Here is a 25,459-nt window from a genome sequence, read left to right as displayed (position 1 = left end):
CGCCGCGGTCGAACATCCAGGTCGGAATGTCCAGCGACCGCGCGATATCGGAGCCGTCCAACGTGCAACGGAAGACGCCATTGGCTCTGCCGGTCGCGCCATGAATGAAAACGTCGCGCCCGAATGTGTTTCGGCGTGCAGTGCACAACTTGGGTCGCGATTGAGTGATCATTGACAGAGAAGAAATCACTCAGCGAGCATTTCATCGGCGTGCTTCTTGACGAGAACGAAGTTCGGAAAACCCTTGTCCATCTCCTCGTACAACGCTGCGCGATATGCCGGCTGTCCACCAATAAATGGCTGGATCTCGGGCCTTTTACCAGGGACATTCGCAGCCATGTACCACGATTTCGCCTTTACAAAGAGGCTCATTTCGCCTAGGTCATGGCAGCGCTTGCCCCATGCTTCGGCCGCGTCGCGACTAGCCTCGAATCGGCGGACGCCCATTTTGTCCATGTTCTCAATGAACTTCACCACCCAGTCGCCCTCGAGTTCAGCGCCAGTCGGCCCATTGACGAAGGCCGAGGGGGACTGAAGCGCGTAAGTGTAGAGAAGGTTTGGATAGCCGGGCACTGCCTTGCCTAGATACGTCAGAGACTGCTCTTTCCACAGATCGCCCACCGTCCGGCCACGCGCATCCTTGATGTCGACCGCAGAGATAGCGCCGGTACATGTGTCGAAGCCGATGGCATAAACGATTATATCGACCTCGTGCTCCTTGCCTCCAGATACAATTCCTTTCTCAGTGATCCGTTCAATCGGTGTAGCCTTGAGGTTAACGAGATCGACATTATCCTGGTTATAAAGGTCGAAATACCACTGCTGTAGACATGGACGTTTTGTTCCGAACGGGTGGGGCGGCTCGGTCGGGGCAAGAACTTCGACCAAATGCTCCTTCTTGATCAGCTTGCGCGTCTCATCACGCCAGAAGTTGTAGTGCGCACGATTGCACTCTTCATCGAAGAATAAATCCGCCGGCGCGGCGAGCCAAAAGGTGAAGCCTTTCTGATCCCAGTTAAAGCGCATGATTTGCTGGCGCTCATCTGCGCTCATCTCCTTCCACGGCTTATAGATCAGGTCATAGGCAAAGCCGGCAAAGGTTTGTTTTGTCCTCTCCATCACTGGCTGGAAAGTCTGCTTAATCTTGTCGTATTCCTCGCGAGTATATTTCTCCTGCCCCATCGGTAGAGCGAGGTTCGGAGTCCGCTGGAAGACGGTGAGATGGTCCGCCTCGCGTGATGCTTCCTGGATGATCTGTACGCCTGAAGCACCCGTCCCGATGACGGCAACTCGCTTGCCTTTCATCGAGACGCCGTCGCGCGGCCAACGTGCCGAATGATAGGATTGCCCCTTAAAAGTCTCCGCGCCGGGGAAGGACGGCGTGACCGGCTGCGTTGTCGACCCCATCCCGAGCACAAGATATCGGGCCGTAAGGTTCTGGCCGTCGCTCGTCCGTACGTGCCAAACACCGGTTGTCTCGTCAAACGTCGCGCCGACGACCCTTGTTTTAAAGGTCATGTAGGGACGGATGCCCCATTTGTCCGCGACATAGTTGAAGTAGGACTTCAGCTCCCTCCAGCCTGGGAATTTCTCCGTGAAATAATAATCCTTCCAAAGCGCCGGGTCGGTGTACTGGTAGACCCACACCTCAGAGTCAACGCGTGCCCCGGGGTAGTGGTTCTTATCCCAAGTTCCACCAGGCCCCTCACCATCGTCGAATAGATGGACCTTGTAGTTTCGTTTCACCAGTTCATGAAGGATGTAAAGGCCAGAGAATCCAGCCCCGACGACCAACACATCCAGATCGGCTGCCTTCTTGACTTGAGCGTCCATGTTCGTTTCCCACTTATTATGTGATGAATATTTTTGTGCACTCCCTTTTCCCTGGCGAAGGGTCTGGGCGCGGGTATTTCGATTCCAAGAGAGCATCGTCGCGGAGCACAGACTTGCATTCATCCGGCTCGCGCGATTGGTGCATTTCTCCCTGTGGGAATCAGCTCAGACCAAGCTTCGGGCGAACCCACTCGGCCATGCGCTTAATCGCATCGTCGGCTTCAGGCGCAGTACCCGCGAGAAACTGGAAGACGTGCTGCATGTCGGGGAAAACATCGATTCTAACGTCCACGCCCGCTTTCTTCGCTCGCTCCGCTATCCGCCGGCTGTCGTCGAGAAGAGTCTCGGCGTCTCCGACCGTGATGTATATCGGTGGGAATTTCGAATATTCGGTGTAAAGCGGATTTGCCAAAGGATCCTTTGGATTGCCCTTCTCACCGATGAAAAGACTACCTAAGCCCGTGGTGGTGTCTCGAGAAACCAGCGCGTCCCTGTCCTTGTTCGTGTCGTACGTTTGGCCCGAGGTGTCCATTCCGGCCCAAGGGGACATCGGGATGGTTGCCACCGGAAGCGGCAACCCCTTATCCCGCGCGGCGGCGATTGTCGTGAGCGCAAGCGCGCCGCCGGCGGAGTCGCCCGTCAACGCGATATGTTGCGGCTTCAACCCCTCCCGCTCCAGTAACCAGCGATAGGCGGTGACCATATCGTTGACGGGACCTGGATGCGGATTCTCGGGCGCGCGCCGATAATCGACGATCAGCGCCCGGCAACCGACCGCCTTGGCGATATGTCCAAAGAGCTTGCGGTGGGTGTACATCGAGCCGACGACATAACCGCCGCCATGCGAGCAAAGCAGAACGCGATCACGCACGGCACCGTGGGGCATCGCCCACATCGCCGGAATCCCTTCGACCTCGATCTCCAGGTAGTCGACGCCCCTCGGATCGGCGGTCACGTCGCCCCAATGGCTGAACAGACGTCGGATCTCGTCGAGGCCCATGTCGGGCTTGGCCGTCATCGCGGCGACCCATGACCGGTAGAGATCGGCGAGTTCTGCGGATTCCTTGCTTGGCATATCGGTGCTTCCTTCCTTGGTTGAGCGGTAGGTATTCGGTCCCCTGCGCGTGCGGGCACGCGGAGGGTTCCTTTACGGAACGAGGCTTGCGCGCAGCACGGAGCGCCTGTCCGCCTGAGCGAAAGCCTCGTTGATCTGGTCCAGCGGAAATTTGGCGCTGAGCAGTTGGTCGAGCGGCAGCCTGTCGCGGTTGCGCTCGAGGAAGCGCAGCGCCTTGCCCAGCGTGTACGGCTCGTAGAGCGCGACGCCGAGCATCGACTTGTTGGTCATGACGAGGCGCGATGGGTCGAACGTATGGCTCTGGCCGGCGTTGATATTGCCGATGCCCACATAGCGGCCGAACTGCGCAAGCATGCGTATACCTTCCGGCACCACGTCAGCGTGCCCGACGAGCTCCATGACGATATCGGCGCCGCGGCCATCGGTAAGCGCTTTGACCTGGTTGACGCGTGACTTTTCGTCCGTCTCCTCGGCAATGTTGATGGTGGCGTCAGCCCCGAACAGCTTCGCCATCGCGAGCCTGTCACTGATTGCGTCGAGCACGACGACGAGTCGCGCCCCGAAGGCTTTCGCGACCGCCGTCGCATAGAGGCCGAGGCCGCCGGCGCCCTGGATCACCACGGTCTCGTCGAAAGAAAGATTCGCCCGCTCGAACCCGGCGATGACCTGCGACAGGGCGCAGTTCGCGCCGGCGACGATTTCGAGGGGAAGCTTCGGCGGCACCTTGTAGATGGTCGAGCCCGGCTTCACGTAAAAATACTCGCCGTAGCCCCCGACGAAATGCGGCCATTCGGTAGCGTCGTCGGTCATCGCCATGTCCATGTTGTCGCAGGCGGCGCGGCGTCCGCGCTGACACGAAGGGCAGTGGCCGCAGCCGGTGAAATAGGCGAAGACAACGTGGTCGCCCTCGTGAAGCGGTTCGCCGTTGCTGTCGCGATCCAGGTCCCGGCCGAGCGCGGCGATCGTGCCCGTCATCTCGTGACCGAGCACCGTGGGCAGCTTGCCGCCGAGGCCAGCGAGCCGGAAGTCGCCGCGCCATGCATGCAAGTCCGAGCCGCAGATGTTAGCAATCCGCACACGCACGAGGACCGCGCCGGGCCGGGGCTCCGGCACCGGCATTTCGACTATATCGAAGGGCTGTCGTGGCCCCCGGAACAAAGCGACGCGGCCGGTAGCAGACATTTTAGAGAGTCCTCCTAGTCTGGAACACGAGCGGCATGCGGATGGCACGGACGGTCACAGGGCGAGTCCCGCCGCACGCTGGCGCAGCGTGCGCTTGTCGACCTTGCCGACACCGGTTTTCGGCAGCGCCGCGACCACGACGAAGCGGTCTGGTATCCACCACTTCGCGAAGCGGCGCGCGAGCCACGCGCTCAGCATGTTTGGGTCGAGCTCTCCACTCTCCTGCAAGGGCACAACAAAGGCCACTGGCCGCTCCTGCCAGCGTGCGTCCGGCATCGCCACGACCGCCGCCTCCAAAACGCCGGGACAGGCAGCAAGTTCGTTCTCGAGATCCACCGAGGAGATCCATTCGCCGCCGGACTTTACGAGATCCTTCGCGCGGTCGACGAGACGGATCGAGCCCTCGGAGCCTTGCGTCGCAATGTCGCCGCTTCGCCACCACCCATCGGCGAAGCTGTCGCGGCTACGACTATCGCGGTAGTATTCGGTGGCGATCCAGGGACCCCGCACATACACCTCGCCAGGGTGACGGTCGTCGCGGGGCACAGGCTTTCCGCTATCGTCCAGTACCTTAAGTTCGACTCCGGGTATGGGAATGCCCTGCCGGACCCGCGTCTTGATCCGCTCCTCGGATCCGGCCTCGAACACACTGCGCCGAACATGCGTGATCGTCGCTAGCGGCGCCGCCTCTGTCGCGCCCCAAGCAGTGATGATGGGAACGTTGTACTCGTTCTGAAAGCGCCTCATGAGCGCCTCGGGCGTGGCCGAGCCTCCCAGCATAAGGCCGCGCAAGCTGCTGATATCTCGCGACCTCTTCTGGAGCTGCGCGTAGAGTTCGACGCCGATCGTCACTGCAGCGGCACAGAAGGTGACGCGCTCGGCCTCGATCAGGTCGAGAATGTCGGCCGCAGTCGCATGCGGGCCCGGCAGCACGGTCGTCGCGCCAACTGCGACCGCAGCGTGGGGCAGTCCCCACGAGTTGGCGTGGAACATGGGCACGACCGGCAGGACCGTGTCATGCTCGCCGATGGCAAGGACATCACGAAGGCAAACCGCGAGCGTATGCAGGTATAGCCCGCGTTGGGTGTAGACGACCCCCTTAGGATCGCCCGTCGTGGCGGACGTGAAGCACATGCCGCAGGGGCTTTTCTCCTCGATCTCGGGAAACGCGAAGTCTGCATCGCCTGTCGCGAGAAAACTCTCATAGTCAAGGTCGTCAGGAGACGCAGGCCGATCGTCCATGACTATGATGTGGCGAAGACTGCGTACAGAAGAAGCGACTCGTTGCACGGTCGGCAAGAGATCCGGATCGACGAACAGGACCACGTCTTCTGCGTGGTTCATGATATAGGCAATGTGCTGGTCGCTTAGGCGGATGTTCACCGTGTGCAGGATAGCGCCGAGGCACGGAACGGCGAAGTAGAGCTCCATGTGCCGGTATGTGTTCCAGCCCAGCGTCGCGACTCTGTCGCCCGGCTTGACCCCGAGCCGAGCCAAGGCGCTCGCAAGCTGCCGAGTACGCCGACAGTAATCAGCATAATGATAGCGAAAAAGCTGGCCGTCGGCTTGTCTCGAAACGATCTCGTTCTGCGGGAGGAAAGACTCCGTGCGCTCCAGGAAGGTCTTCAGAGTGAGCTGCATCGCTGTCGCCCTAAAAATCATACCTGCGGTCTAGACGGAACGCCAGTTGACACCAGTTACGGAGCTGGTGCACGGCGTACAGCTCGGCAGGCCGAGCTTCCACCACAACGATGCCGCACGGTCCCGGCGGGCTTTTGCATCAACTAACTGAGTCTTCATTTAGCCCCGTTCCCCCTGAGCTCGGCCCCGAACTTCACGCGTGGGCGCCATCCAACCTCGATGAGCGGAGAGTTTATGCCTCGGCCTCCGGGCAGTCTGGAACATTCAATGTGGCCATATAGAACAATCTTGCTGGGTCGTTCGGTCGAATCTTGGCCGGGCCGAGCGGGGCAGCTCCGCTTCCAGGGCGCAGCCATCACTGCCGCATGGCCATGTGGCGGCGGTAATAGGGATGATGCACAAGCTGGAGAGCCCGCGCCTGCTTGGGCGCCGGGGTTCGCGTGCGCACGATCTCGCCTCGGCGCTGATCGCGAGCCGGGTGATCGCCCGGGCTGGAAACTCTCGACCCTGCGCGCGCTGACCCGGAGACCTGGGACAGGTGCGCGGGCTCGGCGCCATCGTGGCGTGCGAGATCTATGCAGCGCTCGACTGGGGCGCACACCGGGGTGGATCGAGCCGGTCCCGCGTTCGCTGCCATGGCCGCTGTCGCGCACTCCGCCGAAAGGGGACACGGGAAGCGCAAGGCCAAAATGTTTGATGCTCACCATGCCGGCCTGAAGAGCTGCCGCTGCCATGTCGGTCCGTTCCAGCGAGTTGGAGAAGATGTAGGAGACAAGACCGAAGGGCAGGCCGTTCGCGCGTGCCAGGCCGTCTTCGATGTCCCGGAAGGGAAAGACGACGGCAACCGATCCGAACGGCTCTTTGCGCATCAGCGCGATGCGATCATCGGGCGTGTGCACGATCGTGGGCGCGTAGAAGCTGCCGACATTGCCGATCCGCTTGCCCCGGTCAGCACTTCGGTGCCGCTTTCGTGCGTCGGCAACCAGCTTTTCTGTCGCCGGCACGTGACCGGCATGCCAAAGTGGTCCTTCTGGGTGCCATCGTTCAGTCCATCCCCGACCCTCACCGTCTCGAAAGCCGAAACCAGTTCGGAGAGGAAGCGGTCGAGAATGCCCCCTGGATGAAGAAGCGCGTGAGCGAAATGCAGTCCTGAATAGCATTGCACAACTTCTTGGCCGCAAGCGCGCGGGCCGCGGCCTCTGCATCGGCATCGTCGAACACAAGCACGGGGTATGTCCGCCCAATTCCATCGTTGTGCGCTTCATGTGCCGACCCGCCAGTGCGGCCAGTTGCTTGCCTACCTCGACCGAGCCGGTGACGATGATCTTGCGAACCGTGGGATGGGCAAACGGCGCGAGTTGGTCGATGCCTTGGAGCGCGTTCTCATTCCATAACCAGGCGTACATCGAAGGGGGCTGTCGTTTGACGATATGATGCTCAGTGATCCTCGAGCGCTTGCTTCCCCCTTGCGGCCCATAGCCTTCGCGCATGTTCGCCCTGATCGCTCTGGAGCTTGTCGGCCATCCAAAGCAGCGCGCCGTAGATCATGGCGCGGTCGTCGCCGGTCAGGTCCACGATCCCGGCCTTGACGACGAGGCCGCCGAGTTCGATCAGATGCCGTGTGCGCTTGCGGCGATCGACCTGCCAGGTTCGCATGTCATGCCGCGCCAGCGCCGCCTGATGCCGATGGCGCGCCACCCGGTTGCGTCGCAGCGCCGCCCGTGTCGCGGTCAGGCGCCGATGCAGGTCGCCGCGACCGGCCTTGAAAGAACGCGGCCCCGCGTTTCGCCCATGCCTCCCTCTTTCCGGCGTCCTTGGTTTCGGCCAGCACGATCAGCGCGCCCGCCAGTTCGTCGGCGCTGAGGGCGTCGGCGCCGGTCGAGATGACAAGCTCGCCGAGCTGCTGCACCTTGCGGGCTTTCAGGTCTCGCGTCTTGTCTTCGAGCGACTTCAGTTCCGCGTCGAAGTCCCGTGGCTTGCGCATGTGCGTTAGGTCCCTATCAAAGAGAGGAGTGCTTTGATTTTACAGTCGTTTCTGATCTCGCGGGGTGAGAGACCCCGCACGCCGTATGACGCAACATGCGGCGGTGAGCAGATGGGTGAGGCAAACCGGGTGCTTCCGGGGAGCCATAAATCAGCAGAACTCATCAAAGTCGGACGGACGGGGACTTCCGATCCCGTAGTCGGTCCGGCCAGCGAGCTTGCCATGGCGAGGGAAACCGAACCGATGGTGGACGCCCCGGTAGAACCGCGAACTCGCCAACTCGGAAGTGGGCGGGTCGATCCATGGTGCGAACCACGGATCGGTGAAGTGTTGGTCCGTCCTATGCGTACATGGACCGGGGGCACGCAGCATGCTGCGCGCCAGCCTCGATATGGGTTTGCGTGGTATCGAGGCCAGATTTCACACGGGGTAGAGTCGGCGCCTAAAGCAGGCGAGAGATCAGTTACGGAACCTAAGAACCTTGTCGTTGCTTCCGGCAGTTTCCGACACCGGATGGCTGAAGTGACCAGCGATCGTGACGATAAGGGACGGAGCCTTCGTAGTAGTCCGAGGACGGGAAAGCCGTCCACATGGCGAAGGGAGGCAGTGGATACAGCAAGCAGGCAGGAGGTGGACGCATGTCCGGCGAGGTGAATATCTCGTTTGTCCTCGACATGCAGCGCAAGCTGTATCGGTGGAGCAACGAAGACCCCGATAAGGTCTTTGTTGATCTGTTCAATCTCGTATGTGACCGCAGAACCCTGAACGAGGCTTGGCGAAGGCTCTCCCGCAACAGCGGCAGTCGGACACCGGGCACGGATGGGATGACGCGGCTCACGGTCGAACGGCGTCCCGGTGGCGCAGCGGCGTTCCTCGAAGAAATCCGAGAGGCGCTCCGCGACGGAACATATTGCCCGGAGCCTGTCAGGCAACGGCTCATCCCGAAGCCCGGCAAGCCGGGGCAGTTCCGGCCACTCGGCATTCCCACGCTGATCGACCGCCTGGTACAGATGGCTTTGAAGCTGATCCTGGAGCCCATCTTCGAGGCGGACTTCTATCCGACCTCTTACGGGTTCCGCAAAGGACGGAGCACCCACGATGCTCTGGTGAGAATCCAGAAAGTCCTTCATCCGACAAGGCGCGGACCCTCGGTCTATCGCTACGTCATAGAAGGCGACATCAAGGGCTGCTTCGACGCCATTGATCACCACGTCATGATGGAGGGCGTGCGACGACGCATCAGTGACCGCAAGGTGTTGAGGCTGATCTTCGCATTCCTGAAGGCGGGCGTGATGATCGAGGGGACCGTTCGTCACCCCGTAACAGGCTCGCCGCAAGGCGGGATCATCTCGCCGATGCTGTCGAATATCTACCTGACAGCTATCGACGAACGTTACGGACGATGGTCCATGCGCCCTCGTGAACCAAGTATAAATGCTGCTGCCCGAAGGGCGAGAGACCGCAAACAGGGCAAGACGGCGTTCTACATGGTGCGCTACGCGGACGACTTCGTCGTTCTCGTTGACGGCACGAGAGAGCAAGCGGAAGCGGAAAAGCTCGCGCTGGCGGAGTTCCTGAAAACGGAGCTTCGCATGGAGTTGTCGATGGAAAAGACTCGGGTCACCGACATCAGGGAAGGCTTCGACTTCCTTGGCTATCGGGTGGTGCAGGCAAAAGCGCTCCACACGGGGCATTGGGTCGGCAAGCTCTTCATACCGAAGGGCAAGCTGAACGACCTGCGTCACAAGATCAAAGTCATGGTGAAAGGCATCCCCACCGGATGCTCTCTCGCCGAAGTCGTCAGCAACCTCAATCCGGTCATCGTGGGATGGAGGAACTACTACCGATACGCCATAAGAGCATATCGGGAGTTCAACCACCTCGATCGCTGGATATGGCAGCGCGTGGGGCGCTGGCTGAGAAGAAAGCACGGAAAAGCGACGTGGCCGATGCTGCGCCGCCGCTATCATCTCAGCGCCCCGGGACAACGACGGCAATGGACCGAAGGGACCAAACGCCTGCGGTTTCTCTGTGACGGAGGGACCATGCGTTACCCGGACCAGAGTATTGCGAAACCGAACGGATGGACCACAGACGGGGAGCACCAGCAACGCGAAAGCGTGCGCGGCTTCTGGAATGCGTTCCAACGTCTCAGACATATCTGAGGCCCACCCATAGGCGCGCGAGCGCCCATGCATAGAGAGCCGGATGCTTGGAAACCTGCACGTCCGGTTCGGGAAGAGGGATGGAGAAACTTGTCTCCGCAAGGAGATGGAGCGCTTCATCTCTACTTTCACCGTCGTCTCCATAAGCTGTCGATGGAACGATAATAGTTGAGCGCCTGCCGCAATGCTGTAAGGTTGCCGGGACGGGCTGGAACGGCGCGGTCAGTCCCGAGAAATTAGTTTCGAGGGCGCGCTTATACGTCGTTCCGACGTGCGCTTGAGGGCAGTATCTGGTCGGTCGCCATGGCGATCTACCATTTCTCCGTTCAGGTCATCGGACGCGCGGCGGGCCGCAGCGCGGTCGCAGCCGCCGCCTACCGTTCGGCCTCGCGGCTGCGCGACGACCGGCTGGGCCGCGATCAGGACTTTTCCGCCAAGCGCGGCGTCGTCCATTCCGAGGTCATGCTGCCGGAGAACGCGCCGGAAGAATGGAACGACCGCGAACGGCTTTGGAACGATGTCGAGGCATTCGAGAAACGCAAGGACGCGCAGCTTGCCCGCGAGGTGGAGTTCGCCATCCCCCGCGAGATGACACAGGCGCAGGGCGTCGCACTCGCCCGCGACTTCGTGCAGGCCGAGTTCGTGGATCGGGGCATGATCGCCGACCTCAACGTGCATTGGGACGTGGCCGAGGACGGCCAGCCCAAGCCCCACGCTCATGTCATGCTGACCATGCGGTCGCTGGACGAAAACGGTTTCGGCCCGAAGGCGCGGGACTGGAACCGCACGGAGTTTGTGGAGCATTGGCGCGAGCGTTGGGCCGATCATGTCAACGAGCGGCTGGTCGAACTCGACATCGACGCGCGGATCGACCATCGCAGCCTTGAGGCCCAGGGCATCGGCCTTGAACCGCAGACCAAGATCGGCGCGCCCGCGCAGCGCATCGAGGCTGCCGGACTTGAGGCCGACCGCGCCGAGGATCACCGGCGCATCGCCCGCGAGAACGGCGCGCGGATCGTCGCCGATCCTTCTACCGCTCTCGACGCGATCACACAGCAGCAATCGACCTTCACCCGGCGTGACATGGCGATGTTCGCGCACCGGCACAGCGACGGGATCGACCAGTTCAACGAGGTCATGGGCGCTATGCGGAGCGCGCCCGAGCTGGTCGAACTCGGCAAGGACGATGCCGGGCAGGATCGCTTCACCACCCGCGAGATGATCGAGGCCGAACAGCGCCTGCACCGCGCGGCGGGACTCATGGCGGAACGGGAGCGCTATCGCGTCGGCGAGCAGGATAAGGGCCGTGCGCTGGCACGCGCGGCGGATCGCGGCCTTGTCCTGTCCGGCGAGCAGGCCGACGCCTTGGCGCATGTCACGGACGGGCGCGGTCTCGGCATTGTCGTCGGCTATGCCGGGACGGGAAAGAGCGCGATGCTGGGTGTGGCGCGCGAGGCTTGGGAGGATGCCGGTTACACCGTGCGCGGCGCGGCCCTGTCCGGTATCGCGGCCGAGGGATTGGAAAACGGTTCCGGCATCGCCTCGCGCACCATCGCCAGCATGGAACATGGTTGGGCGCAGGGCCGTAACATGCTCACATCCCGCGATGTGCTGGTGATCGACGAGGCGGGCATGGTGGGCACGCGGCAGTTGGAGCGCGTGCTGTCTCATGCCGCCGAGGTCGGGGCCAAGGTGGTGCTGGTCGGCGATCCGCAGCAGTTGCAAGCAATAGAGGCCGGCGCGGCGTTCCGCTCGATCTTTGAACGCCACGGCGGCGCGGAGATAGGCGAGGTGCGACGCCAGCGTGAAGACTGGCAGCGCGACGCCACCCGCGACCTGGCGACCGGCAGAACCGGCGCTGCGATCCATGCTTATGACCGTCACGGCATGGTGCATGTTGCAGAATCTCGCGAGCAAGCGCGCGGCGAATTGATCGACCGTTGGGACCGCGAGCGGAAGGCGAACCCGGACGCAACCCGCATTATCCTCACCCACACCAATGCCGAGGTGCGGGAGTTGAACGAAGCTGCCCGCGAACGGATGCGCGAGGCCGGAAACCTTGGCGACGATGTGCGTGTCGCCGTCGAGCGCGGCGCGCGGAACTTCGCACCCGGCGACCGCGTGATGTTCCTGCAAAACGAGCGCGGGCTTGGCGTGAAGAACGGCACGCTCGGGGCCATCGAGCAGGTCAGCGCCCAGAGCATGACCGTGCGCACGGACGACGGGCGCAATGTCTCGTTCGACTTGAAGGACTACAACAAGATCGACCACGGCTATGCCGCGACGATCCACAAGGCGCAGGGCATGACCGTGGACCACGCCCATGTGCTGGCGACACCGGGCATGGACGCTCACGGCAGCTATGTCGCCCTCTCGCGCCACCGCGACGGTATGGACCTGCACTATGGCCGCGACGACTTCGCCAGTCAGGACAAGCTCATCAACGTCTTGTCGCGCGACCGCGCCAAGGACATGGCGAGCGACTACGAACCCGCCCGAGACTATGCCGAGCGGCGCGGCATCACCTTTCGCGAGCGCGTGGAACGGGTTGTCGAGATCGTCCGCCAAGTTCCCGAGAAGGTTCGCGGCCTGTTCGACGGCCTACGCCCGCCCGCTGAGGGCGGACAGGGGCCGGAAAGGAAGGTGGAGGAAGACCCGGAGGCGGCGTTGCGCCGCGCCCGTGGCCGGGCGCTCGTCCGTCATGCCCGCGCCGTGGATGCGATCTTCGCGGCACAGGATCTGGGCGGCCAGGCCAGCCCCGATCAGATCAGGGAATTGCAGGAGGCCCGCCAGCGATTTGAGGAGGTGCGCCCCTACGGCCCGCATGACGCCGAAGCCGCCTACAAGAAAAACCCGGAGCTTGCGGCGGAGGCAGCGTCCGGCGACGCCCGGCGCGCAATCCGCGCCCTGCAACTGGAAACCGAGCTTCGCACCGATCCCAGCCTGCGAGCCGACCGCTTCGTGGAACGCTGGCGGGAACTCGGCCAGACCAGCCAGCGCCAGTACCAGGCGGGCGACATGTCCGGTTACAAGTCCACGCGGGCAGCCATGGGCGACATGGCAAAGAGCCTTGAACGCGATCCCCAGCTTGAATCCATCCTTGAGGGTCGCAAGCGCGACCTCGGCATTGGGATCGACTCGGGCCGTAGCCTTGGCCGGGAACTCGCCTTCAGCCACGGTATCGACCTCGGTAGAGGCCGGAGTATCGGACTGTAGAACTATCCTATTTTCCGCCGCCTCCACGCCACAGTACTACGACGCCTAAATCACTATTGCACAACAATAAATCATCGCTCTGTCTGGTCCCGGAAGCCGTCAGAAACAACCGGCAGGAGCCAGCGCAGCCATGCCCGCACCAGACCGTATCGTCCGCCTCAAAACCGTTCTCGCGCGGACCGGCCTGTCCCGGTCCACCATCTACCGCAAGATCGCCGAGGGCACGTTCCCCGCCCAGTTGAGGATCAGCGTCAACGGCGCTGGTTGGAGGGAATCCGACATCGACCGCTGGGTCGCCAACCCCGTGGCGTGGTGCCCGAAAGGCGAGGCCGGCTTCGATGACCGACGGCGAAACGAATAATGAGGGGGTGGGCATCGTGTCCCGTTCCCCGCATGTGAGGCCACCCACGGCATCGGAGCAGCTTGAAGCGCTATTGGGCTACCCGTGGCCGTTCCCCGGCAGGCCACCCAAACATGACCTGTCCACATGGACCGTCACTGACGACTGGCCCCATCCTGTTCCGGTCACGCAGGCCGAGATCGAGGTGTTCGAGCAATGGTTCGGCGACATCTTCGACGAGTTGTTCGGCTCCGAGGGCTAACACCTCGGGGATTTGAAATCGGCGTTGAAATCCGCCCTTCAATGGATTACATGTAGTCACATATAGCTACATATGTGAGGGCGCAACATGCTGACCATCAACCTCAGAGACGCCAAGGCTGGATTTTCCAGCCTAGTTGATGAAGCCATCAAAGGAGAGATCGTGACCATCACCCGTCATGGCAAGCCTGTCGCGGCCTTGGTCTCGGTCGAGGCGGCGGAGATCGCGCGCAAGGCGCTGACGCGCAAACGGGCGGGCCTTGTCAGCTATCTCAGGACGTTCCCAGGCGGAGAGTTCCCGCGTAATCGCAGGCCATCGCGGGATGTCGAGCTTTGAGCGGCTTTCTTCTCGACACCAACGTCGTTTCCATGCTGGCGCCGTCGAAGGCGGAGGCATCCGCTGACTTCCTCACCTGGCTGGACCGCATGGACGCCGATGGACAGCTATTCCTGTCGGTCGTCTCCATCCATGAGATCGAGAAGGGAATCGCGCTCCTCGACCACAAGGGGACAACGGCGAAGGCCGCGAGTATGAAAGCATGGCTCAGTGGCCTTGTCTCCACATACGACGACAAGATTATTGGCGTCGACGCGCAGGCCGCCGCGATCGGCGGGCGGCTGGAGGCGAAGGCGCTTGCGGCCGGTCACGACCCCGGCATGGCTGATGCCGTGATTGCCGGTATCGCCGCAGCACATGAACTCGTCATCGTCACCCGCAACACGAAGCATTTCCTGCCGTTCGGTGTCGCCGTGTTGTCGCCTGACGAGGCGGCTACCGAAGGAGACCAGGCATGACCGCTTCGACAATCCCCCAACGCGCCGCCCTTTACCTGCGCGTTTCGACGGCGCGGCAGGCCGAGCATGATGTCTCCATCCCCGACCAGAAGCGGCAGGGCGAAGCCTATTGCGCTTCGCGCGGCTACCAGCTCGTCGAGACCTATGTGGAGCCCGGCGCGTCGGCGACCAACGACCGCCGCCCCGAGTTTCAGCGCATGATCGAGGCGGGTACGTCGAAGCCCGCGCCGTTCGACGTGGTGATCGTCCATTCGTTCAGCCGGTTCTTCCGCGACCACTTTGAGCTCGAGTTCTATGTCCGCAAGCTGGCGAAGAACGGCGTGAAGCTCGTGTCGATCACGCAGGAAATGGGCGACGACCCCATGCACGTCATGATGCGACAGATCATGGCCCTGTTCGACGAATACCAGTCCAGGGAAAACGCCAAGCACGTCATGCGGGCCTTGAAGGAGAACGCCCGCCAAGGCTTCTGGAACGGGTCGCTTCCCCCCATCGGCTACCGCGTCGTCGCGGCCGAGCAGCGCGGGGCCAAGACCAAGAAGAAGCTGGAGATCGACCCGCTCCACGCCGACACCGTGCGGTTGATCTACCGGCTGGCGCTGGAAGGCGATGGCACGACCGGCCAGATGGGCGTCAAGAACATCGTCTCCTACCTCAACAGCCGCCGCATCTTCACCCGCGACGGCGGGCGCTGGGGCATCGGCCAGGTTCACCGCATCCTGACCCGCCGCACCTACATGGGCGAGCACGAGTTCAACAAGCGCAGCAAGACCAAGGAACTGAAACCCGTCGCCGAAATCGTGACCGTTCCGGTCCCGCCGATCATCGACCCCGAGACGTTCGACACGGTGCAGGCGCTCTTGAAAGCCCGCCATCCCAAGGTCACGCCATCCGCCGTCATCAGCGGCCCGACCATGCTCACCGGCCTGATCCATTGCGCGAAGTGCGGCGGGGCGATGACCATCCGTACCGGCAAGGGCGGACGCTATCGCTACTACGCCTGTTCCATGAGAGCACGGCAGGGGCCGACTGCCTGCGAGGGCATGGCCGTGCCGATGGACAAGCTGGACGATTTGGTCGCCAGCCATCTGGAAAGCCAGCTTCTCCAGCCCGAAAGGCTGGAAACAATCCTGTCCAGCGTTCTTGACCGGCGGCAGGAGCGAAGCGAGCGCCAGCGCGAGCACATCGCCGAACTGAACAAGCGTGCATCCGAATCGGAACTGCGCCTGAAGCGCCTCTACGACGCCATCGAGGCGGGCGTGGCCGACATCGACGATCCGGCCCTGAAAGACCGCATCGACGGCCTGATGGCGATCCGCGATCAGGCGAAGGCCGATGCGGAGCGCGCCCAGGCCATGCTCGACAACTCCGGCTCCAAGGCCATCTCCCCGCAGATGGTCCGCGCCTTCGCCGAGACCGCCCGCCAGCGCATCCGCCTCGAGGGCGGCGGCTACCGCCGCGACCACCTGCGCGCGCTCGCCCAGCGCGTCGAGGTCGCGGACGGCGAAGTCAGGATCATGGGATCGAAGACCCGGCTGCACCAGGCGCTCACCGGAAAAACTGGCGTGAACTCAGTGCCCACTCAGGGACTGAAGTGGCGGACCGGGTGGGATTCGAACATATACGCCGAAGTAATCGGCTTGCGCTTGGCTACGCCGTGAGCAATGTCGGCTTTCGGGACGCCGCAAGCGGCAGTCGAACGGCCGGAAAGGGGGCGCATTGCGGTCAAAGTACAGTAGCCTGCTGAACGGCCGCTTTCCCGGCTTGGGCGCCCAGAAGCGGTCGGGCAGCTTGCCACCCCATACTCGCCTTCTTCAAAGCGCTCTGATTATGCCGAACTGCCGCATGGCCGACAGCAGACGCAGCAGCCGCCGAACTCGGCCATGCGGCATAATCCAGCTTACGGCATAATGACCGTTATGCCGATATCGGCATAACGTGCACTGGACCGCTCCTTCCCACCGCGTCAATCGAGATCTCAGCCGCTACGGCAAGGATCGTAGCGAACGCGCGCGCGAGGAACTGATCGCCGAACTCGGGAGCTGCTTCCTTTGCGCGGACCTCGGCGTCGTGCCCGAACTAGAACCTCGCCCGGATCACGCGAGCTACCTCGCGTCCTGGCTTGAGGTCTTGTCAAACGAGAAGCGCTTCATCTTCTCGGCCGCCGCGCATGCGCAGCGCGCCGTCGCCTACCTGCACGGCCTGCAACCGAAAGCGTTCGAGGTCGGGGAGGCTGCATGATGAGCAGACAGCGAGTCGATCCCTGTCGACGTGCGACAGCTCTGCCCACTCGAAGCACGATCAGGTTGCGGGTTCTCAGCCCGGCGCTGGCGTCCAGTCCACAACCCTCGCTCCCATGGCCGCGCACGGCATCATCGATCCGATGCCCGACTGTGCGGTCTTCGCAGACACCGGCTGGAAGCCGACCGTCGTTTAGGATCACCTTGCCTCGCTGACATCGCCGAATGTATTGCCGTTTTTTGTTTACATCGTATCGGTGGGCAACATTCGAGAGAATCTGATCAGCGCTGCTGGCGGTCAGCGGTGGGAATCCGTTCCCACCTTCACGCGTGCAGTAAACCGGCCTCGTCCTTCGGCGGTTCTCGCCGGGTTTTCCTCCCGTCAATTGTCGTGACCTGATACTCCGCCTTACCGAACTTCTTCCCCGGGGGTCGCATTCCGGCGCTAGCGGGTCGTCGTTCTATTGAGCGAACGTCGCTTCCATCCGCAGTCTCGTTTGATAGGCCGCGCCCTGACGCCTGATGGAGAAGCGGCGCGGTCGTTCATTTTCGGTCGAGGTCTCGACCAGCGGGGCTTGAAACGTTGTGGAGTGTCCGCTGTTGGTGAAATGCGCGTCCGTCGCGCTGGCCCCGAAGGTCGCTATCGTGTCACCCGGCCGTTTCATCAGACTCGCCCACGGCGTCCTCGATTTGGCATGTCTGACCGAAGGCCGTCGTCGCTTTGCGCCGCCTCGCTCTTATCCCCGCGACATCCGGCCACGACTTTCTTCCCCTGGCCGCGGCGCGTCCATTCCTCGCGGAAATCAAGAAAGTCGTGGCCTGGCTGCCCTCTACTGCGTGCCGGCCCCTGCGGGGTGCGGGTCGATCGCCTCCGGTCTGTAGCCAGCCATCGAGGCCGCGGTGGGCGCGGCCCGGGAAACTGAAAAGGACACGACAATGGCGACCATCGGCACCTTCACCTCGAACGGCAACGGCTTCACCGGCACCGTCCGCACGCTCGCTCTCAACGCCAAGGCCAAGCTGGTCCGTGTCGAGACCCCCTCCGAAAAGGGTCCGCACTTCCGCATCTTCGCCGGTAATGTCGAGCTGGGCGCGGCCTGGCAGAAGACCGCGAAGGACACCGAGCGCGACTATCTCTCGGTCAAGCTGGACGACCCGAGCTTCCCGGCCCCGATCTACGCCACCCTGATCGAGGTGGAAGGCCAGGAGGGCCTCCAGCTCATCTGGTCCCGACCGAACCGGGACTAAGCGCCCCACGGCAACGGCCCCGCCGAAAGGCGGGGCCGTTTCTGCGTTCCAGCCAAGCGTCTGAACCACACGCTCAAGCGGGTAGGCGTCCGTTCGCGCAGCGGTGCTACTATCCCATCGCCCAGACGGTGCGCTCTACCTCTTGGCCGGTACCGATAGCTCCCTCAAACTGCTTCATTGCGCCGCCCCGCTTTCGCGCGCACCGTTCTCGTTTAGGCGCGTCTCGAGCGAGCTGATGCTGTCGAGCACGGCCTCGAAATCCGGCGGGTCGCCGAAGATCATGCCTTGCATGGCCCTGTAGTCGAGGCGCAACTGCTCGATCATCGCGTCATGCGGGGCGAGCGCGAACGAGCCCGGCGCAGCACTCGCGAGATCGAAGTCCGGTCGATTGAAGAACATCCGGGCGTGCGCGACGCAGTCCGCGCCGAGCGCCGTCTCGGCGATGGCGGCTTCGCCGACCGGGTCCCCGGCGAGCAGGTGCAAGTCATAGTAATGACGGGACACGCGTTGGCCGCCCCCGCGCAGTTCGCCGCGCTTGTCGAACCAGCGTCGCAACCCGTGGAGGATGACAACCTTGTCCCAGAAGGTGCGTTCGGGATCGACCGTGCGCACGGCCGGGACGGTCAAATCGAGCGCCGGTAGATCATCGTCAACATAGGGTTTGATCGGCACTTCGCTGTTCGGGTCGAGCGCGGATTTCGCGCCCGACTCGATCTTGATCGCCGCCCGCACGTAATCCGATCGCGGCGTCGCTGCGGGATACCAGATCAGCAGGGTCTGTCCGTCGGGATCGGCGTCGTCGGTTTCAACCCGTGCCGACCCCACATCGAGGCCACTGGCCTGGAGCCGGTCCTGTAGGATCAGGGTCAACTCAGCGCGCAGCGGGCCGTGGATATAGGCTTGGCAGGCGTCCTTGATCGCATCGAGGCGCGCGCGGCGTTTGTTCCCGCTCAGCGCGTTAAGCTCCTCAATCGTAGCCGGCTCGCCAATGTCGTCCCGAAACACCGTGACATCGATGTCTTCGGAGAAGCGGTTGATCAGACCGAACCCCTTGGACAAGGAGGTTCCGCCCTTGAAAAGTAGGCGCGGTCCTCCCTCTTTCAGGCCATTGAACAAGGCATCCAGCGTCCAGCAGACCCAGAAGTCCTTCTCGATATTCTGTGATGTCGTGCCGAGGCGTAGCGCCGTCGTATCGAAGGCGCTCAACATCGTGTCGGACCCGGCGGCGAGAACCTCATCGAAAGCCGGGTTCATGCCTTCGCCCTCCGGGTTGCGCCGCGCTTGGCGGCTCGTTTCTTCTGGGTGGAGAGCGGTTTCGGCTTCAGTCGGGCGATGGCCGCGTGATGCTGATCATCGTCACCGTCCCTCCTTCTTTGTCGAAGACGATCATGATCTGCGCCCACATGATCAGCATCGTCAGCAGCATCAGCATTACGGTCATCGTCGATGTGCCGACGAACGCCGGGATCGCTTTCGATGAGCGACTTGAGAAACACCCGCATCCATGTCGGAAGCGCTGACATACCGGCAGTGAGATCGGCTCTGAGCGACGGCCCCGTCGTGGGATCCTCGAAAAGCTTGGCGAGCTTGCGTTTGACCTGATCGCTCTCGCCTTCACGAACCAAGAGATCGCGCAGCCAGTGAAGCGCCTGGACGAGGCGCATTGCCGGTCGCCCGGCCCAGAACAGCTTGCTGGCCGCGGTCGGACGAAAAGTGATCGTTACGTTACCCAGCTTGATCGCGCGGCGACGGGCGTCGGTATGCACTACGATTTTGGCCGGGACGGCGTCAGTCAGGCCCAGATCGTTCGCCGCGGTCATGCCGTCGACAAGCATCCGCGTTTGGTCGCGTCGTCCAACGGCGTCGATGACCGAGCGCGGATCGGGCGGGTTGGGTTTTTGGGTGAGCTTGTTGAAGCCAGGCTGATCGTAGAGCCCGCGATCGATTCGCCTGAGGGTTTCGGCCTTCGTCAGCCGCTGCAATGCCTTATCGATGGCGTCCCGCGAGCCGAGATCCACGAAATCGCTGGGCGTCCAGACCCTGCGCGGCGCGTCCGCACGGATGCGCTCGAGCATGGCTGTCTTCAGATCGGGTGAGGTACTATTCATGTCCGAAACTTGTATACTTGTTTCGGACAGATTGCAAATCAGATGTCCGAAATACCTATACAAATTTCGGACAAGATTGGTCCAGCCAGGACGCGGTTATCAGAGAATTCCCCATGCCCGATAGCGTCCCCGCCCCGTCGCCTCGCGCAGGCCGAGTTCGGCCACCAGGTCCTGGGCGGCGCGCGGCGTGATCTTCAGCTCCGCCGCGATCATGCCGGCGGAGGCAATGGGCCGGGCCAGTATGTAGTCGAGCAGCGCCGGCAGTTTTGAGGTGGTGCGGCGCCCGACGAGCTTGCGGGCGAGCAGGGTGCGCTGGTTAAGCCAGCGATCATGATCCTTGAGGCCGGCGTCGGCGGCCGCGGTCATCGCTTCGAATTGTATCAGGAGCCGCGACGCCGGGTCGGACGATCGACGGCGTTCGCGCGGGATGGTCTTCAGCCCGGCATGCAGGCAGGGCAGGTGCGTCCGGGTTTTGCCGCGTCCTCGCAGCAGCGCCGCGGCGAGCAACCGCCCGAGCCACGGCATGTGCTGCAGCGGTTCGATCCGGTCCCAGGCATCGGCTGTGATCGCCGCCGCCAGCGCCGGCGGCAATTTGCGAGTCTGGTCGACGACACGCTGCCAATCCTCGATCCTGGCGTCCTCATCCCAGTCGAGATCGTAGACCAGCGGATCGCGCTCGCCCTGGCGCCGGGTTTCTCCCGCGAGGGTGCGCTCGGTTCGCGCCACCGCCGCGTCGATGGCGGCGAAAGCGTCCGCGAACAGCGCGTCGGGCGCATCGGCCGCAGCTGTGTCGACGAACTCTTCATCGTCGGCGGGTTCGCTATTCTCGCCAGCGACAGATCCATTTCTTTTCCAGTTGCCCTCCCCGCCCCCGCCGCGCAGGCCATCGACGCCAGCCGGCGACAGCGCCCAATCCGGTTTGGCACCGGCGATGCGGCGCCGCGTTCGCAGCACGGTTCGAGCCCGGGTCAGCTCGTGGGTCGGGGTGCGGACGTCCATGCCGGCGTCGTGGAGAACCAGATCTTCGAGGTGGACGAGTTCGCCCGCGAGCCACAGACTGGCGCAGGCGTCGGTATAATGGGTGCGCGCGACCCAGCCGTCGCGGATCGGGCTCTTTGCCAGACGCTCGTCGAGGCGCGCCAAGGAATCCTCGGCGGCGGCGAGCGGCCCGGCGAGTTTTGCCCACGGCAGCGGATCGGGGATCGGGTAGCCGGAATGCAAGGGCTTGATAACCTTAACAGGAATCATCGATACGGAAGCTATCATGGCCTTGACTTCCGTCATAGCGAGGTGGGGCACCCGACGTGTGTCACTATCGATAACTACCTCTTATCGATAGTGTTGGACGTGAATCCGCAAATCAGCGATTCTCAGCCTCCGGAAGCCTCCTGACGCCCTCAGCCAGGCTCAGATCGACGAGAGACCGCATCCCGTGCCAGCGCCCTCCCTTCTTCCGCAAGAGACTGTTCCCTTCCCTTCCGGTCGATTTCGGCGCCCGCGCTCCGCCTGTGGGTGCGATAGGGGTCAGGAATCGTCGAACAGGCTGTCCCGAAACGCCTTGTCGGCCGGCCGTCCCCTGGCGGCATCGCCGCGCGCCCGAAGTTTTCGGGCGAAGTCGCGCGCAATATCGACAAACGACATCCCAACCTGGTCGAGCTCGGCATCGAGATGTTCGAACCCGGGCTCCATCTCGCTGGCTTCGATCGCCGCGACCTCCTCCGCGCTCAGATCCTCGGCGCGAAGGGCGCGGCGATGGCTGGCGGCCATCTGGTTCTGGTCGGGTGGTCCGCCGGCTTCGGGCATGGGGGGAGCCCTTTGCTTGTCGGTTTCGGCCATGACGCGCCTCTCGTTTCGGTCGCTGACAATAGCAACGCTCCGGGAGCAGTTGAACCGCGCCATTTCTGCACGCAGCTACGTTGAAAATCGCCCGGACACCGCTTATAGTCACATTAGTCATTATAGTCATAGGAGGCAACCGTGACCACGTCCCAAAAGTCCCCGGGCGCCTCGGGCCATTGGACCGTGGCCGGCGCCAAGGCACGGCTGTCCGAGGTGATCGAGCGCGCCCAGACCGATCCCCAGATCATCACCCGCCACGGCAAGCCGAGCGTCGTCATTGTCTCGGCCGAGGAGTGGGCGCGCAAGACGGTCCGCAAAGGTTCGCTCGCCGAATTCCTGATGGCGTCGCCGTTGCGCGACGCCGAGCTCGACCTCGATCGGGTCCGCGATCAGCCGCGCGACCTCGATCTATGAACGTCCTGCTCGACACCAACGTGCTGTCGGAGGTTCGCCGGCCGGCGCCCGACCCGAAGGTGCTCGCCTGGCTCGACACGATCGACGAGGACCGCGCCTTCATCAGCGTGGCGTCGATCGCCGAGCTCCGGCGCGGCATCGCGCTGATGGACGACGGCCGGCGTCGCGAGGCGCTGACCGCCTGGCTCGCCGAAGATCTGCCAGCGCGCTTCGCGGGGCGGATCGTGCCGATCGATCCCGCGATCGCCGAACGCTGGGGCGATCTGATGGCGCAAGCCCGCCAGAGCGGCTTTGCGCTCTCCGTGATGGATGGGTTCTTCGCGGCCACAGCGCTTGACCGTGAGCTCGTGCTCGCGACCCGCAACACCAAGGATTTTGCGCCCCTCGGCGTGCCGTTGTTCAACCCCTGGACCGATGAAGGAACGCCGGGATGACCGCCCCTGCCCGCCTCCCCGATGCCGCGTCGCTCGAAGCCGTTTTGGCCGGGCTAGACCCCGCCTCGGCCGACGCGGCGCTGCTCCCTGCCCTCGCCGCTTCCTTCCCGGGCTTTGAATTTGGCTTCGCGCAGATCGACGACGATTACTGGCGCGACACCCGATCGGTGATTCGTCCCGACGGCACACGGCTTGGCGAATTGCGCCCGTGGATGATGGCCGAACTGGCCAAGGAAAACGGTGATGCGTCCGCGGTTTGGAAGCGCCTGAAGGAGACCGATCTCCAGATCACCGAATGGCGCGGCACGAGCGCCTTCGTCTCCGCGCCGACCGGGCCGGGCGCTGCCGACTACGTTCAGATCGCGCTCGGCCGCGAGATCGAATGGCGCGCCGGCCGGATCGTCAACCCGGACTATCGACCCTGGGGCGAAGAGGAACTGCTCGATCCGAGTTGGCCTCGCACCGATCAGCTTCCCGACTCGGATCGCCTCGCCGGTCCGGTCTATCGCCTCCTCGGCCGCGCCGGCGGGGCGGTGGTCCACGTCCGCAGTTTTCTCGACCGCTGCGACCGCATCGAGCGCGGCAAGCGGGAGGCCAAACGGCCCGAGTTGGAGCGGCGCGTCATCCGCGAGGTCGGGCCGGGCGGAACGCGCGAGACGCCCTTCATGGAGGCGGTCCCGGACTATTTCGGCTTTGTGCCGAGAGAGCTGCGGTTCTTTCAGGACTGGGAGGACTCGAGCGCGAGGCCGCATCGTGTCTTTGCCCACTGGGCACTCGATATCCGGGATTACACCCACAAGGGCGAGCGTGAGGTCGGCTTCATTCCCCGGCCGTTGCGGCCGCCGAAAGAACGTCTTCTCATGACGCCAGATGCCTCGGTCCATCTGCTGATGGAGCGGATCGAGGCGGTGGACCGCGAGATCGGCTTGCCCTTCGGCTGGTTCTTCCTGATGACCCACGGCCACTGGGTCGATCCCGATGTCGGCCTGGCGATCGCGCAAGGCCTGAAGGCGCAGCGCGTGCGGCTTCCCGACCCCGACGCCGGCGTGCTGCTGCGCTGGGCGGATCGCACTTACGGTTTCTGACGGAGCACCGCCGATGGACGACATCACCTCCCGCGCCTTGATCTCCGATCTCGAAACTCGGCGCGCGCTGCAACTCGACACGCTCTCGGCGATCTTGCCGATGGAGCGGCGCGACCGGCTCGCCGAGCTCCTGACCGACGATGACGTCGCGACGCTCAAGCATCTCGCCCAGGAAGGCATGGGCGAGAACACCCTGCGGGCCCTGGCGTCGGACCTTGCCTACCTTGAAGCCTGGGCCCTGGCCGCGACCGGCGCCGCGTTGCCATGGCCGGCCTCGGAAAGCCTGGCTCTGAAGTTTGTGGCGCACCACCTCTGGGACCCGGCCAGGCGCGAGACTGATCCGCAGCACGGCATGCCGGCCGACGCGGCGGCCGCGCTACGCGAAAGCGAGATGCTGCGCAGCACCGGCCCGCATGCGCCTTCGACGGTGAAACGGCGGCTTGCAAGCTGGGGGACTTTGCATCGGTGGAAAGGGCAGGAGGGTCCATTCGCCTCGCCGAGCCTGCGCTCGGCGCTCCGGCTGGCCGTGCGAGCCAGCACGCGACCGCGTCGGCGCAAAAGCAAGCGCGCCGTGACCCGGGATGTTCTGGATCGCCTGCTCGCCACCTGCTCGTCGGATCGGCTGGCCGACACCCGCGACCTAGCCATCCTGCTGCTCGCCTTCGCCTCCGGCGGGCGTCGGCGCAGCGAGGTGGCGCGGTTGCGGGTCGAGCAGCTCAGCGACGAGGCACCGGTCCCGCTCGATCCACAGGACCCAAAATCCGAGACGTTGCCGTGCGTGGCGATCCAGCTCGGCCGCACCAAGACCGGCAACGCCGACGACGAGGCGGGCAGGGTGCTGCTGGTCGGCCCGCCGGTCGAGGCGCTGCGCGAATGGCTGGAGCGGGCGGACGTCAGCCAGGGGCCGATCTTCCGCGCGATCGATCGCTGGGAGGCGATCGAGGAGAGGGCGCTGACGCCGCAGTCGATCAACCTGATCGTCAAGCGGCGGTGCGCAATGTCGGGGCTCGATGCGAGGGAGTTTTCCGCGCACGGCCTGAGATCCGGGTATCTGACGGAAGCCGCGCAACGCGGTGTTTCTTTGCCGGAGGCTATGCAGCAATCCCAGCATCGATCCGTGCAACAGGCGGCCAGTTATTACAATGACGCTGAGCGCAGACAGGGGCGAGCCGTGCGCCTTGGCATCTAGCAACTGTCGCTCAGTTGTCAGCGTACAACTCCTCGATACGCCCTGCGGGCCTCGTTTGGTGCGTCCAGACTTGCGCGTTGATAATATGTTACCCCGGAAGGGCGAAGTGATTCGGGCTGCCGTTAAGTTGTCAGCGTACAACTGCATGCTTTTCTGGCCGCTTCGTTGCGAGGCCCTGTCAGTATTCCCCTCCACGAGACGCAGCCATTAACTTCTCGTTAACTCAATAATCCTTGCGGCTTCAAAAGAATCGGGCATTACTCGCGATCAGCGCTTTTTGGGGCCAACTGCTCAAAAATCCGCAGATGCAGAGATCAAGAATGCCGACGTCGACCAAGACCCTAGACGAGAATTTGAGTGATCTCCGGTCGCTCATCAATGCGGACGCGGCGGAGCTTTCAGCGCGGCTG

Annotated in this window: 23 protein-coding genes and 3 pseudogenes; 14 read left to right on the top strand and 12 right to left on the bottom strand. The window is 63.4% G+C overall.

The annotated features are described in order from the left end of the window. Window positions 1–186: 186 nt before the first annotated feature. From AB4Z37_RS25300 to AB4Z37_RS25265, 8 genes and pseudogenes are all read right to left on the bottom strand, one after another. On the bottom strand, window positions 187–1,833 hold the full coding sequence (locus tag AB4Z37_RS25300; RefSeq protein ID WP_307769107.1) for a flavin-containing monooxygenase: 1,647 nt from the start codon (window positions 1,831–1,833) through the stop codon (window positions 187–189). 160 nt (window positions 1,834–1,993) lie between these two features. Then, on the bottom strand, window positions 1,994–2,908 hold the full coding sequence (locus tag AB4Z37_RS25295) for an alpha/beta hydrolase (RefSeq protein ID WP_307769108.1): 915 nt from the start codon (window positions 2,906–2,908) through the stop codon (window positions 1,994–1,996). A gap of 72 nt (window positions 2,909–2,980) precedes the next feature. After that, entirely contained in the window at window positions 2,981–4,027 is a 1,047-nt protein-coding gene (locus AB4Z37_RS25290; RefSeq protein WP_307769109.1) for a zinc-binding dehydrogenase, read from the bottom strand. A 117-nt stretch (window positions 4,028–4,144) separates the two neighbouring features. Beyond that, a complete protein-coding gene (locus tag AB4Z37_RS25285; RefSeq protein ID WP_307769110.1) occupies window positions 4,145–5,731 on the bottom strand; it encodes a long-chain fatty acid--CoA ligase in 1,587 nt (528 codons plus the stop codon). Between the two features lie 155 nt (window positions 5,732–5,886). Next, window positions 5,887–6,891, bottom strand: a complete 1,005-nt coding sequence (locus AB4Z37_RS25280; protein WP_374050132.1) for an aldehyde dehydrogenase family protein — start codon at window positions 6,889–6,891, stop codon at window positions 5,887–5,889. Beyond that, window positions 6,794–7,137: pseudogene (locus tag AB4Z37_RS25275) on the bottom strand (aldehyde dehydrogenase family protein). Before AB4Z37_RS25275 ends, AB4Z37_RS25280 begins: the two are co-directional and overlap by 98 nt. A 31-nt stretch (window positions 7,138–7,168) precedes the next feature. Then, window positions 7,169–7,387: a conjugal transfer protein TraD gene (locus AB4Z37_RS25270; RefSeq protein WP_307769112.1), complete on the bottom strand. Its 219-nt coding sequence runs from the start codon at window positions 7,385–7,387 to the stop codon at window positions 7,169–7,171. A gap of 1 nt (window position 7,388) precedes the next feature. Continuing rightward, on the bottom strand, window positions 7,389–7,715 hold the full coding sequence (locus AB4Z37_RS25265) for a conjugal transfer protein TraD (protein ID WP_307769113.1): 327 nt from the start codon (window positions 7,713–7,715) through the stop codon (window positions 7,389–7,391). Between the two features lie 638 nt (window positions 7,716–8,353). Here AB4Z37_RS25265 and ltrA point away from each other — a divergent pair. The 10 genes and pseudogenes from ltrA to AB4Z37_RS25215 all read left to right on the top strand — a co-directional run bounded on the left by ltrA (window position 8,354) and on the right by AB4Z37_RS25215 (window position 17,980). After that, window positions 8,354–9,880, top strand: coding sequence for a group II intron reverse transcriptase/maturase (ltrA, locus tag AB4Z37_RS25260; RefSeq protein ID WP_307769117.1), 1,527 nt, complete (start codon window positions 8,354–8,356; stop codon window positions 9,878–9,880). Window positions 9,881–10,183: 303 nt separating this feature from the next. Next, window positions 10,184–13,096: a Ti-type conjugative transfer relaxase TraA gene (gene traA, locus AB4Z37_RS25255; protein ID WP_307769118.1), complete on the top strand. Its 2,913-nt coding sequence runs from the start codon at window positions 10,184–10,186 to the stop codon at window positions 13,094–13,096. 130 nt (window positions 13,097–13,226) lie between these two features. Beyond that, window positions 13,227–13,457, top strand: coding sequence for a helix-turn-helix transcriptional regulator (locus AB4Z37_RS25250; RefSeq protein ID WP_085933785.1), 231 nt, complete (start codon window positions 13,227–13,229; stop codon window positions 13,455–13,457). Further along, complete coding sequence (locus AB4Z37_RS25245; protein WP_085933784.1) at window positions 13,435–13,698, top strand: hypothetical protein; 264 nt, start codon at window positions 13,435–13,437, stop codon at window positions 13,696–13,698. The genes AB4Z37_RS25250 and AB4Z37_RS25245 overlap by 23 nt, the downstream gene beginning before the upstream one ends. A gap of 87 nt (window positions 13,699–13,785) precedes the next feature. Further along, window positions 13,786–14,034: a type II toxin-antitoxin system Phd/YefM family antitoxin gene (locus AB4Z37_RS25240; RefSeq protein WP_085933783.1), complete on the top strand. Its 249-nt coding sequence runs from the start codon at window positions 13,786–13,788 to the stop codon at window positions 14,032–14,034. After that, complete coding sequence (locus tag AB4Z37_RS25235; RefSeq protein ID WP_307769119.1) at window positions 14,031–14,492, top strand: type II toxin-antitoxin system VapC family toxin; 462 nt, start codon at window positions 14,031–14,033, stop codon at window positions 14,490–14,492. The genes AB4Z37_RS25240 and AB4Z37_RS25235 overlap by 4 nt, the downstream gene beginning before the upstream one ends. Further along, on the top strand, window positions 14,489–16,153 hold the full coding sequence (locus AB4Z37_RS25230) for a recombinase family protein (protein WP_441519493.1): 1,665 nt from the start codon (window positions 14,489–14,491) through the stop codon (window positions 16,151–16,153). Before AB4Z37_RS25235 ends, AB4Z37_RS25230 begins: the two co-directional genes overlap by 4 nt. Before the next feature lie 277 nt (window positions 16,154–16,430). After that, window positions 16,431–16,733, top strand: a pseudogene (locus AB4Z37_RS25225) (zincin-like metallopeptidase domain-containing protein); the annotation flags it as partial. Continuing rightward, window positions 16,733–17,070 (top strand): annotated as a pseudogene (locus AB4Z37_RS25220) (hypothetical protein); the annotation flags it as partial. The pseudogenes AB4Z37_RS25225 and AB4Z37_RS25220, both read left to right, overlap by 1 nt. Window positions 17,071–17,668: 598 nt before the next feature. Continuing rightward, complete coding sequence (locus AB4Z37_RS25215) at window positions 17,669–17,980, top strand: DUF736 domain-containing protein (RefSeq protein ID WP_021078644.1); 312 nt, start codon at window positions 17,669–17,671, stop codon at window positions 17,978–17,980. Window positions 17,981–18,154: 174 nt separating this feature from the next. On the opposite strand, the gene AB4Z37_RS25210 is transcribed toward AB4Z37_RS25215, so the two are convergent. The 4 genes from AB4Z37_RS25210 to AB4Z37_RS25195 all read right to left on the bottom strand — a co-directional run bounded on the left by AB4Z37_RS25210 (window position 18,155) and on the right by AB4Z37_RS25195 (window position 21,924). Then, window positions 18,155–19,234: a nucleotidyl transferase AbiEii/AbiGii toxin family protein gene (locus AB4Z37_RS25210; RefSeq protein WP_441519492.1), complete on the bottom strand. Its 1,080-nt coding sequence runs from the start codon at window positions 19,232–19,234 to the stop codon at window positions 18,155–18,157. Next, window positions 19,231–20,055, bottom strand: a complete 825-nt coding sequence (locus AB4Z37_RS25205; protein ID WP_441519491.1) for a DUF6088 family protein — start codon at window positions 20,053–20,055, stop codon at window positions 19,231–19,233. Before AB4Z37_RS25205 ends, AB4Z37_RS25210 begins: the two co-directional genes overlap by 4 nt. Before the next feature lie 132 nt (window positions 20,056–20,187). Continuing rightward, window positions 20,188–21,354 (bottom strand): RHE_PE00001 family protein, encoded by a 1,167-nt coding sequence (locus tag AB4Z37_RS25200; RefSeq protein WP_441519579.1) that lies wholly within the window; start codon window positions 21,352–21,354, stop codon window positions 20,188–20,190. Between the two features lie 258 nt (window positions 21,355–21,612). Then, entirely contained in the window at window positions 21,613–21,924 is a 312-nt protein-coding gene (locus AB4Z37_RS25195) for a prevent-host-death protein (RefSeq protein WP_441519490.1), read from the bottom strand. A 141-nt stretch (window positions 21,925–22,065) separates the two neighbouring features. On the opposite strand from AB4Z37_RS25195, the gene AB4Z37_RS25190 reads away from it, so the two are divergent. The 4 genes from AB4Z37_RS25190 to AB4Z37_RS25175 are packed head-to-tail and all read left to right on the top strand — an operon-like array spanning window position 22,066 to window position 25,049. Beyond that, a complete protein-coding gene (locus AB4Z37_RS25190) occupies window positions 22,066–22,341 on the top strand; it encodes a type II toxin-antitoxin system Phd/YefM family antitoxin (protein ID WP_441519489.1) in 276 nt (91 codons plus the stop codon). Next, window positions 22,338–22,775, top strand: coding sequence for a type II toxin-antitoxin system VapC family toxin (locus AB4Z37_RS25185; protein ID WP_441519488.1), 438 nt, complete (start codon window positions 22,338–22,340; stop codon window positions 22,773–22,775). The genes AB4Z37_RS25190 and AB4Z37_RS25185 overlap by 4 nt, the downstream gene beginning before the upstream one ends. Further along, on the top strand, window positions 22,772–23,860 hold the full coding sequence (locus AB4Z37_RS25180) for a hypothetical protein (protein WP_441519487.1): 1,089 nt from the start codon (window positions 22,772–22,774) through the stop codon (window positions 23,858–23,860). The genes AB4Z37_RS25185 and AB4Z37_RS25180 overlap by 4 nt, the downstream gene beginning before the upstream one ends. Window positions 23,861–23,873: 13 nt before the next feature. Then, window positions 23,874–25,049: a site-specific integrase gene (locus AB4Z37_RS25175; RefSeq protein WP_441519486.1), complete on the top strand. Its 1,176-nt coding sequence runs from the start codon at window positions 23,874–23,876 to the stop codon at window positions 25,047–25,049. The last annotated feature ends 410 nt before the right edge of the window (window positions 25,050–25,459 follow it).

Origin of the sequence: Bradyrhizobium sp. 2TAF24 (assembly GCF_052115025.1) — a bacterium.
Classification (GTDB): domain Bacteria; phylum Pseudomonadota; class Alphaproteobacteria; order Rhizobiales; family Xanthobacteraceae; genus Bradyrhizobium_A.
Note: the sequence above shows the minus strand (reverse complement) of the source record. Positions and strands in the feature narration are given on the sequence as shown.

Bases quoted from the DNA above. Each gene is read 5' to 3' on its own strand.
- AB4Z37_RS25300 (WP_307769107.1), bottom strand. From the start codon at position 1,833: ATGGACGCTCAAGTCAAGAAGGCAGCCGATCTGGATGTGTTGGTCGTC.
- AB4Z37_RS25270 (WP_307769112.1), bottom strand. From the start codon at position 7,387: ATGCGAACCTGGCAGGTCGATCGCCGCAAGCGCACACGGCATCTGATC.
- AB4Z37_RS25280 (WP_374050132.1), bottom strand. From the start codon at position 6,891: ATGCTATTCAGGACTGCATTTCGCTCACGCGCTTCTTCATCCAGGGGG.
- AB4Z37_RS25265 (WP_307769113.1), bottom strand. From the start codon at position 7,715: ATGCGCAAGCCACGGGACTTCGACGCGGAACTGAAGTCGCTCGAAGAC.
- AB4Z37_RS25175 (WP_441519486.1), top strand. From the start codon at position 23,874: ATGGACGACATCACCTCCCGCGCCTTGATCTCCGATCTCGAAACTCGG.
- AB4Z37_RS25205 (WP_441519491.1), bottom strand. From the start codon at position 20,055: ATGCTCGAGCGCATCCGTGCGGACGCGCCGCGCAGGGTCTGGACGCCC.
- AB4Z37_RS25210 (WP_441519492.1), bottom strand. From the start codon at position 19,234: ATGAACCCGGCTTTCGATGAGGTTCTCGCCGCCGGGTCCGACACGATG.
- AB4Z37_RS25250 (WP_085933785.1), top strand. From the start codon at position 13,227: ATGCCCGCACCAGACCGTATCGTCCGCCTCAAAACCGTTCTCGCGCGG.
- AB4Z37_RS25215 (WP_021078644.1), top strand. From the start codon at position 17,669: ATGGCGACCATCGGCACCTTCACCTCGAACGGCAACGGCTTCACCGGC.
- AB4Z37_RS25195 (WP_441519490.1), bottom strand. From the start codon at position 21,924: ATGGCCGAAACCGACAAGCAAAGGGCTCCCCCCATGCCCGAAGCCGGC.
- AB4Z37_RS25290 (WP_307769109.1), bottom strand. From the start codon at position 4,027: ATGCCGGTGCCGGAGCCCCGGCCCGGCGCGGTCCTCGTGCGTGTGCGG.
- AB4Z37_RS25240 (WP_085933783.1), top strand. From the start codon at position 13,786: ATGCTGACCATCAACCTCAGAGACGCCAAGGCTGGATTTTCCAGCCTA.
- AB4Z37_RS25245 (WP_085933784.1), top strand. From the start codon at position 13,435: ATGACCGACGGCGAAACGAATAATGAGGGGGTGGGCATCGTGTCCCGT.
- traA (WP_307769118.1), top strand. From the start codon at position 10,184: ATGGCGATCTACCATTTCTCCGTTCAGGTCATCGGACGCGCGGCGGGC.
- AB4Z37_RS25185 (WP_441519488.1), top strand. From the start codon at position 22,338: ATGAACGTCCTGCTCGACACCAACGTGCTGTCGGAGGTTCGCCGGCCG.
- AB4Z37_RS25230 (WP_441519493.1), top strand. From the start codon at position 14,489: ATGACCGCTTCGACAATCCCCCAACGCGCCGCCCTTTACCTGCGCGTT.
- AB4Z37_RS25295 (WP_307769108.1), bottom strand. From the start codon at position 2,908: ATGCCAAGCAAGGAATCCGCAGAACTCGCCGATCTCTACCGGTCATGG.
- AB4Z37_RS25200 (WP_441519579.1), bottom strand. From the start codon at position 21,354: ATGATAGCTTCCGTATCGATGATTCCTGTTAAGGTTATCAAGCCCTTG.
- ltrA (WP_307769117.1), top strand. From the start codon at position 8,354: ATGTCCGGCGAGGTGAATATCTCGTTTGTCCTCGACATGCAGCGCAAG.
- AB4Z37_RS25180 (WP_441519487.1), top strand. From the start codon at position 22,772: ATGACCGCCCCTGCCCGCCTCCCCGATGCCGCGTCGCTCGAAGCCGTT.
- AB4Z37_RS25285 (WP_307769110.1), bottom strand. From the start codon at position 5,731: ATGCAGCTCACTCTGAAGACCTTCCTGGAGCGCACGGAGTCTTTCCTC.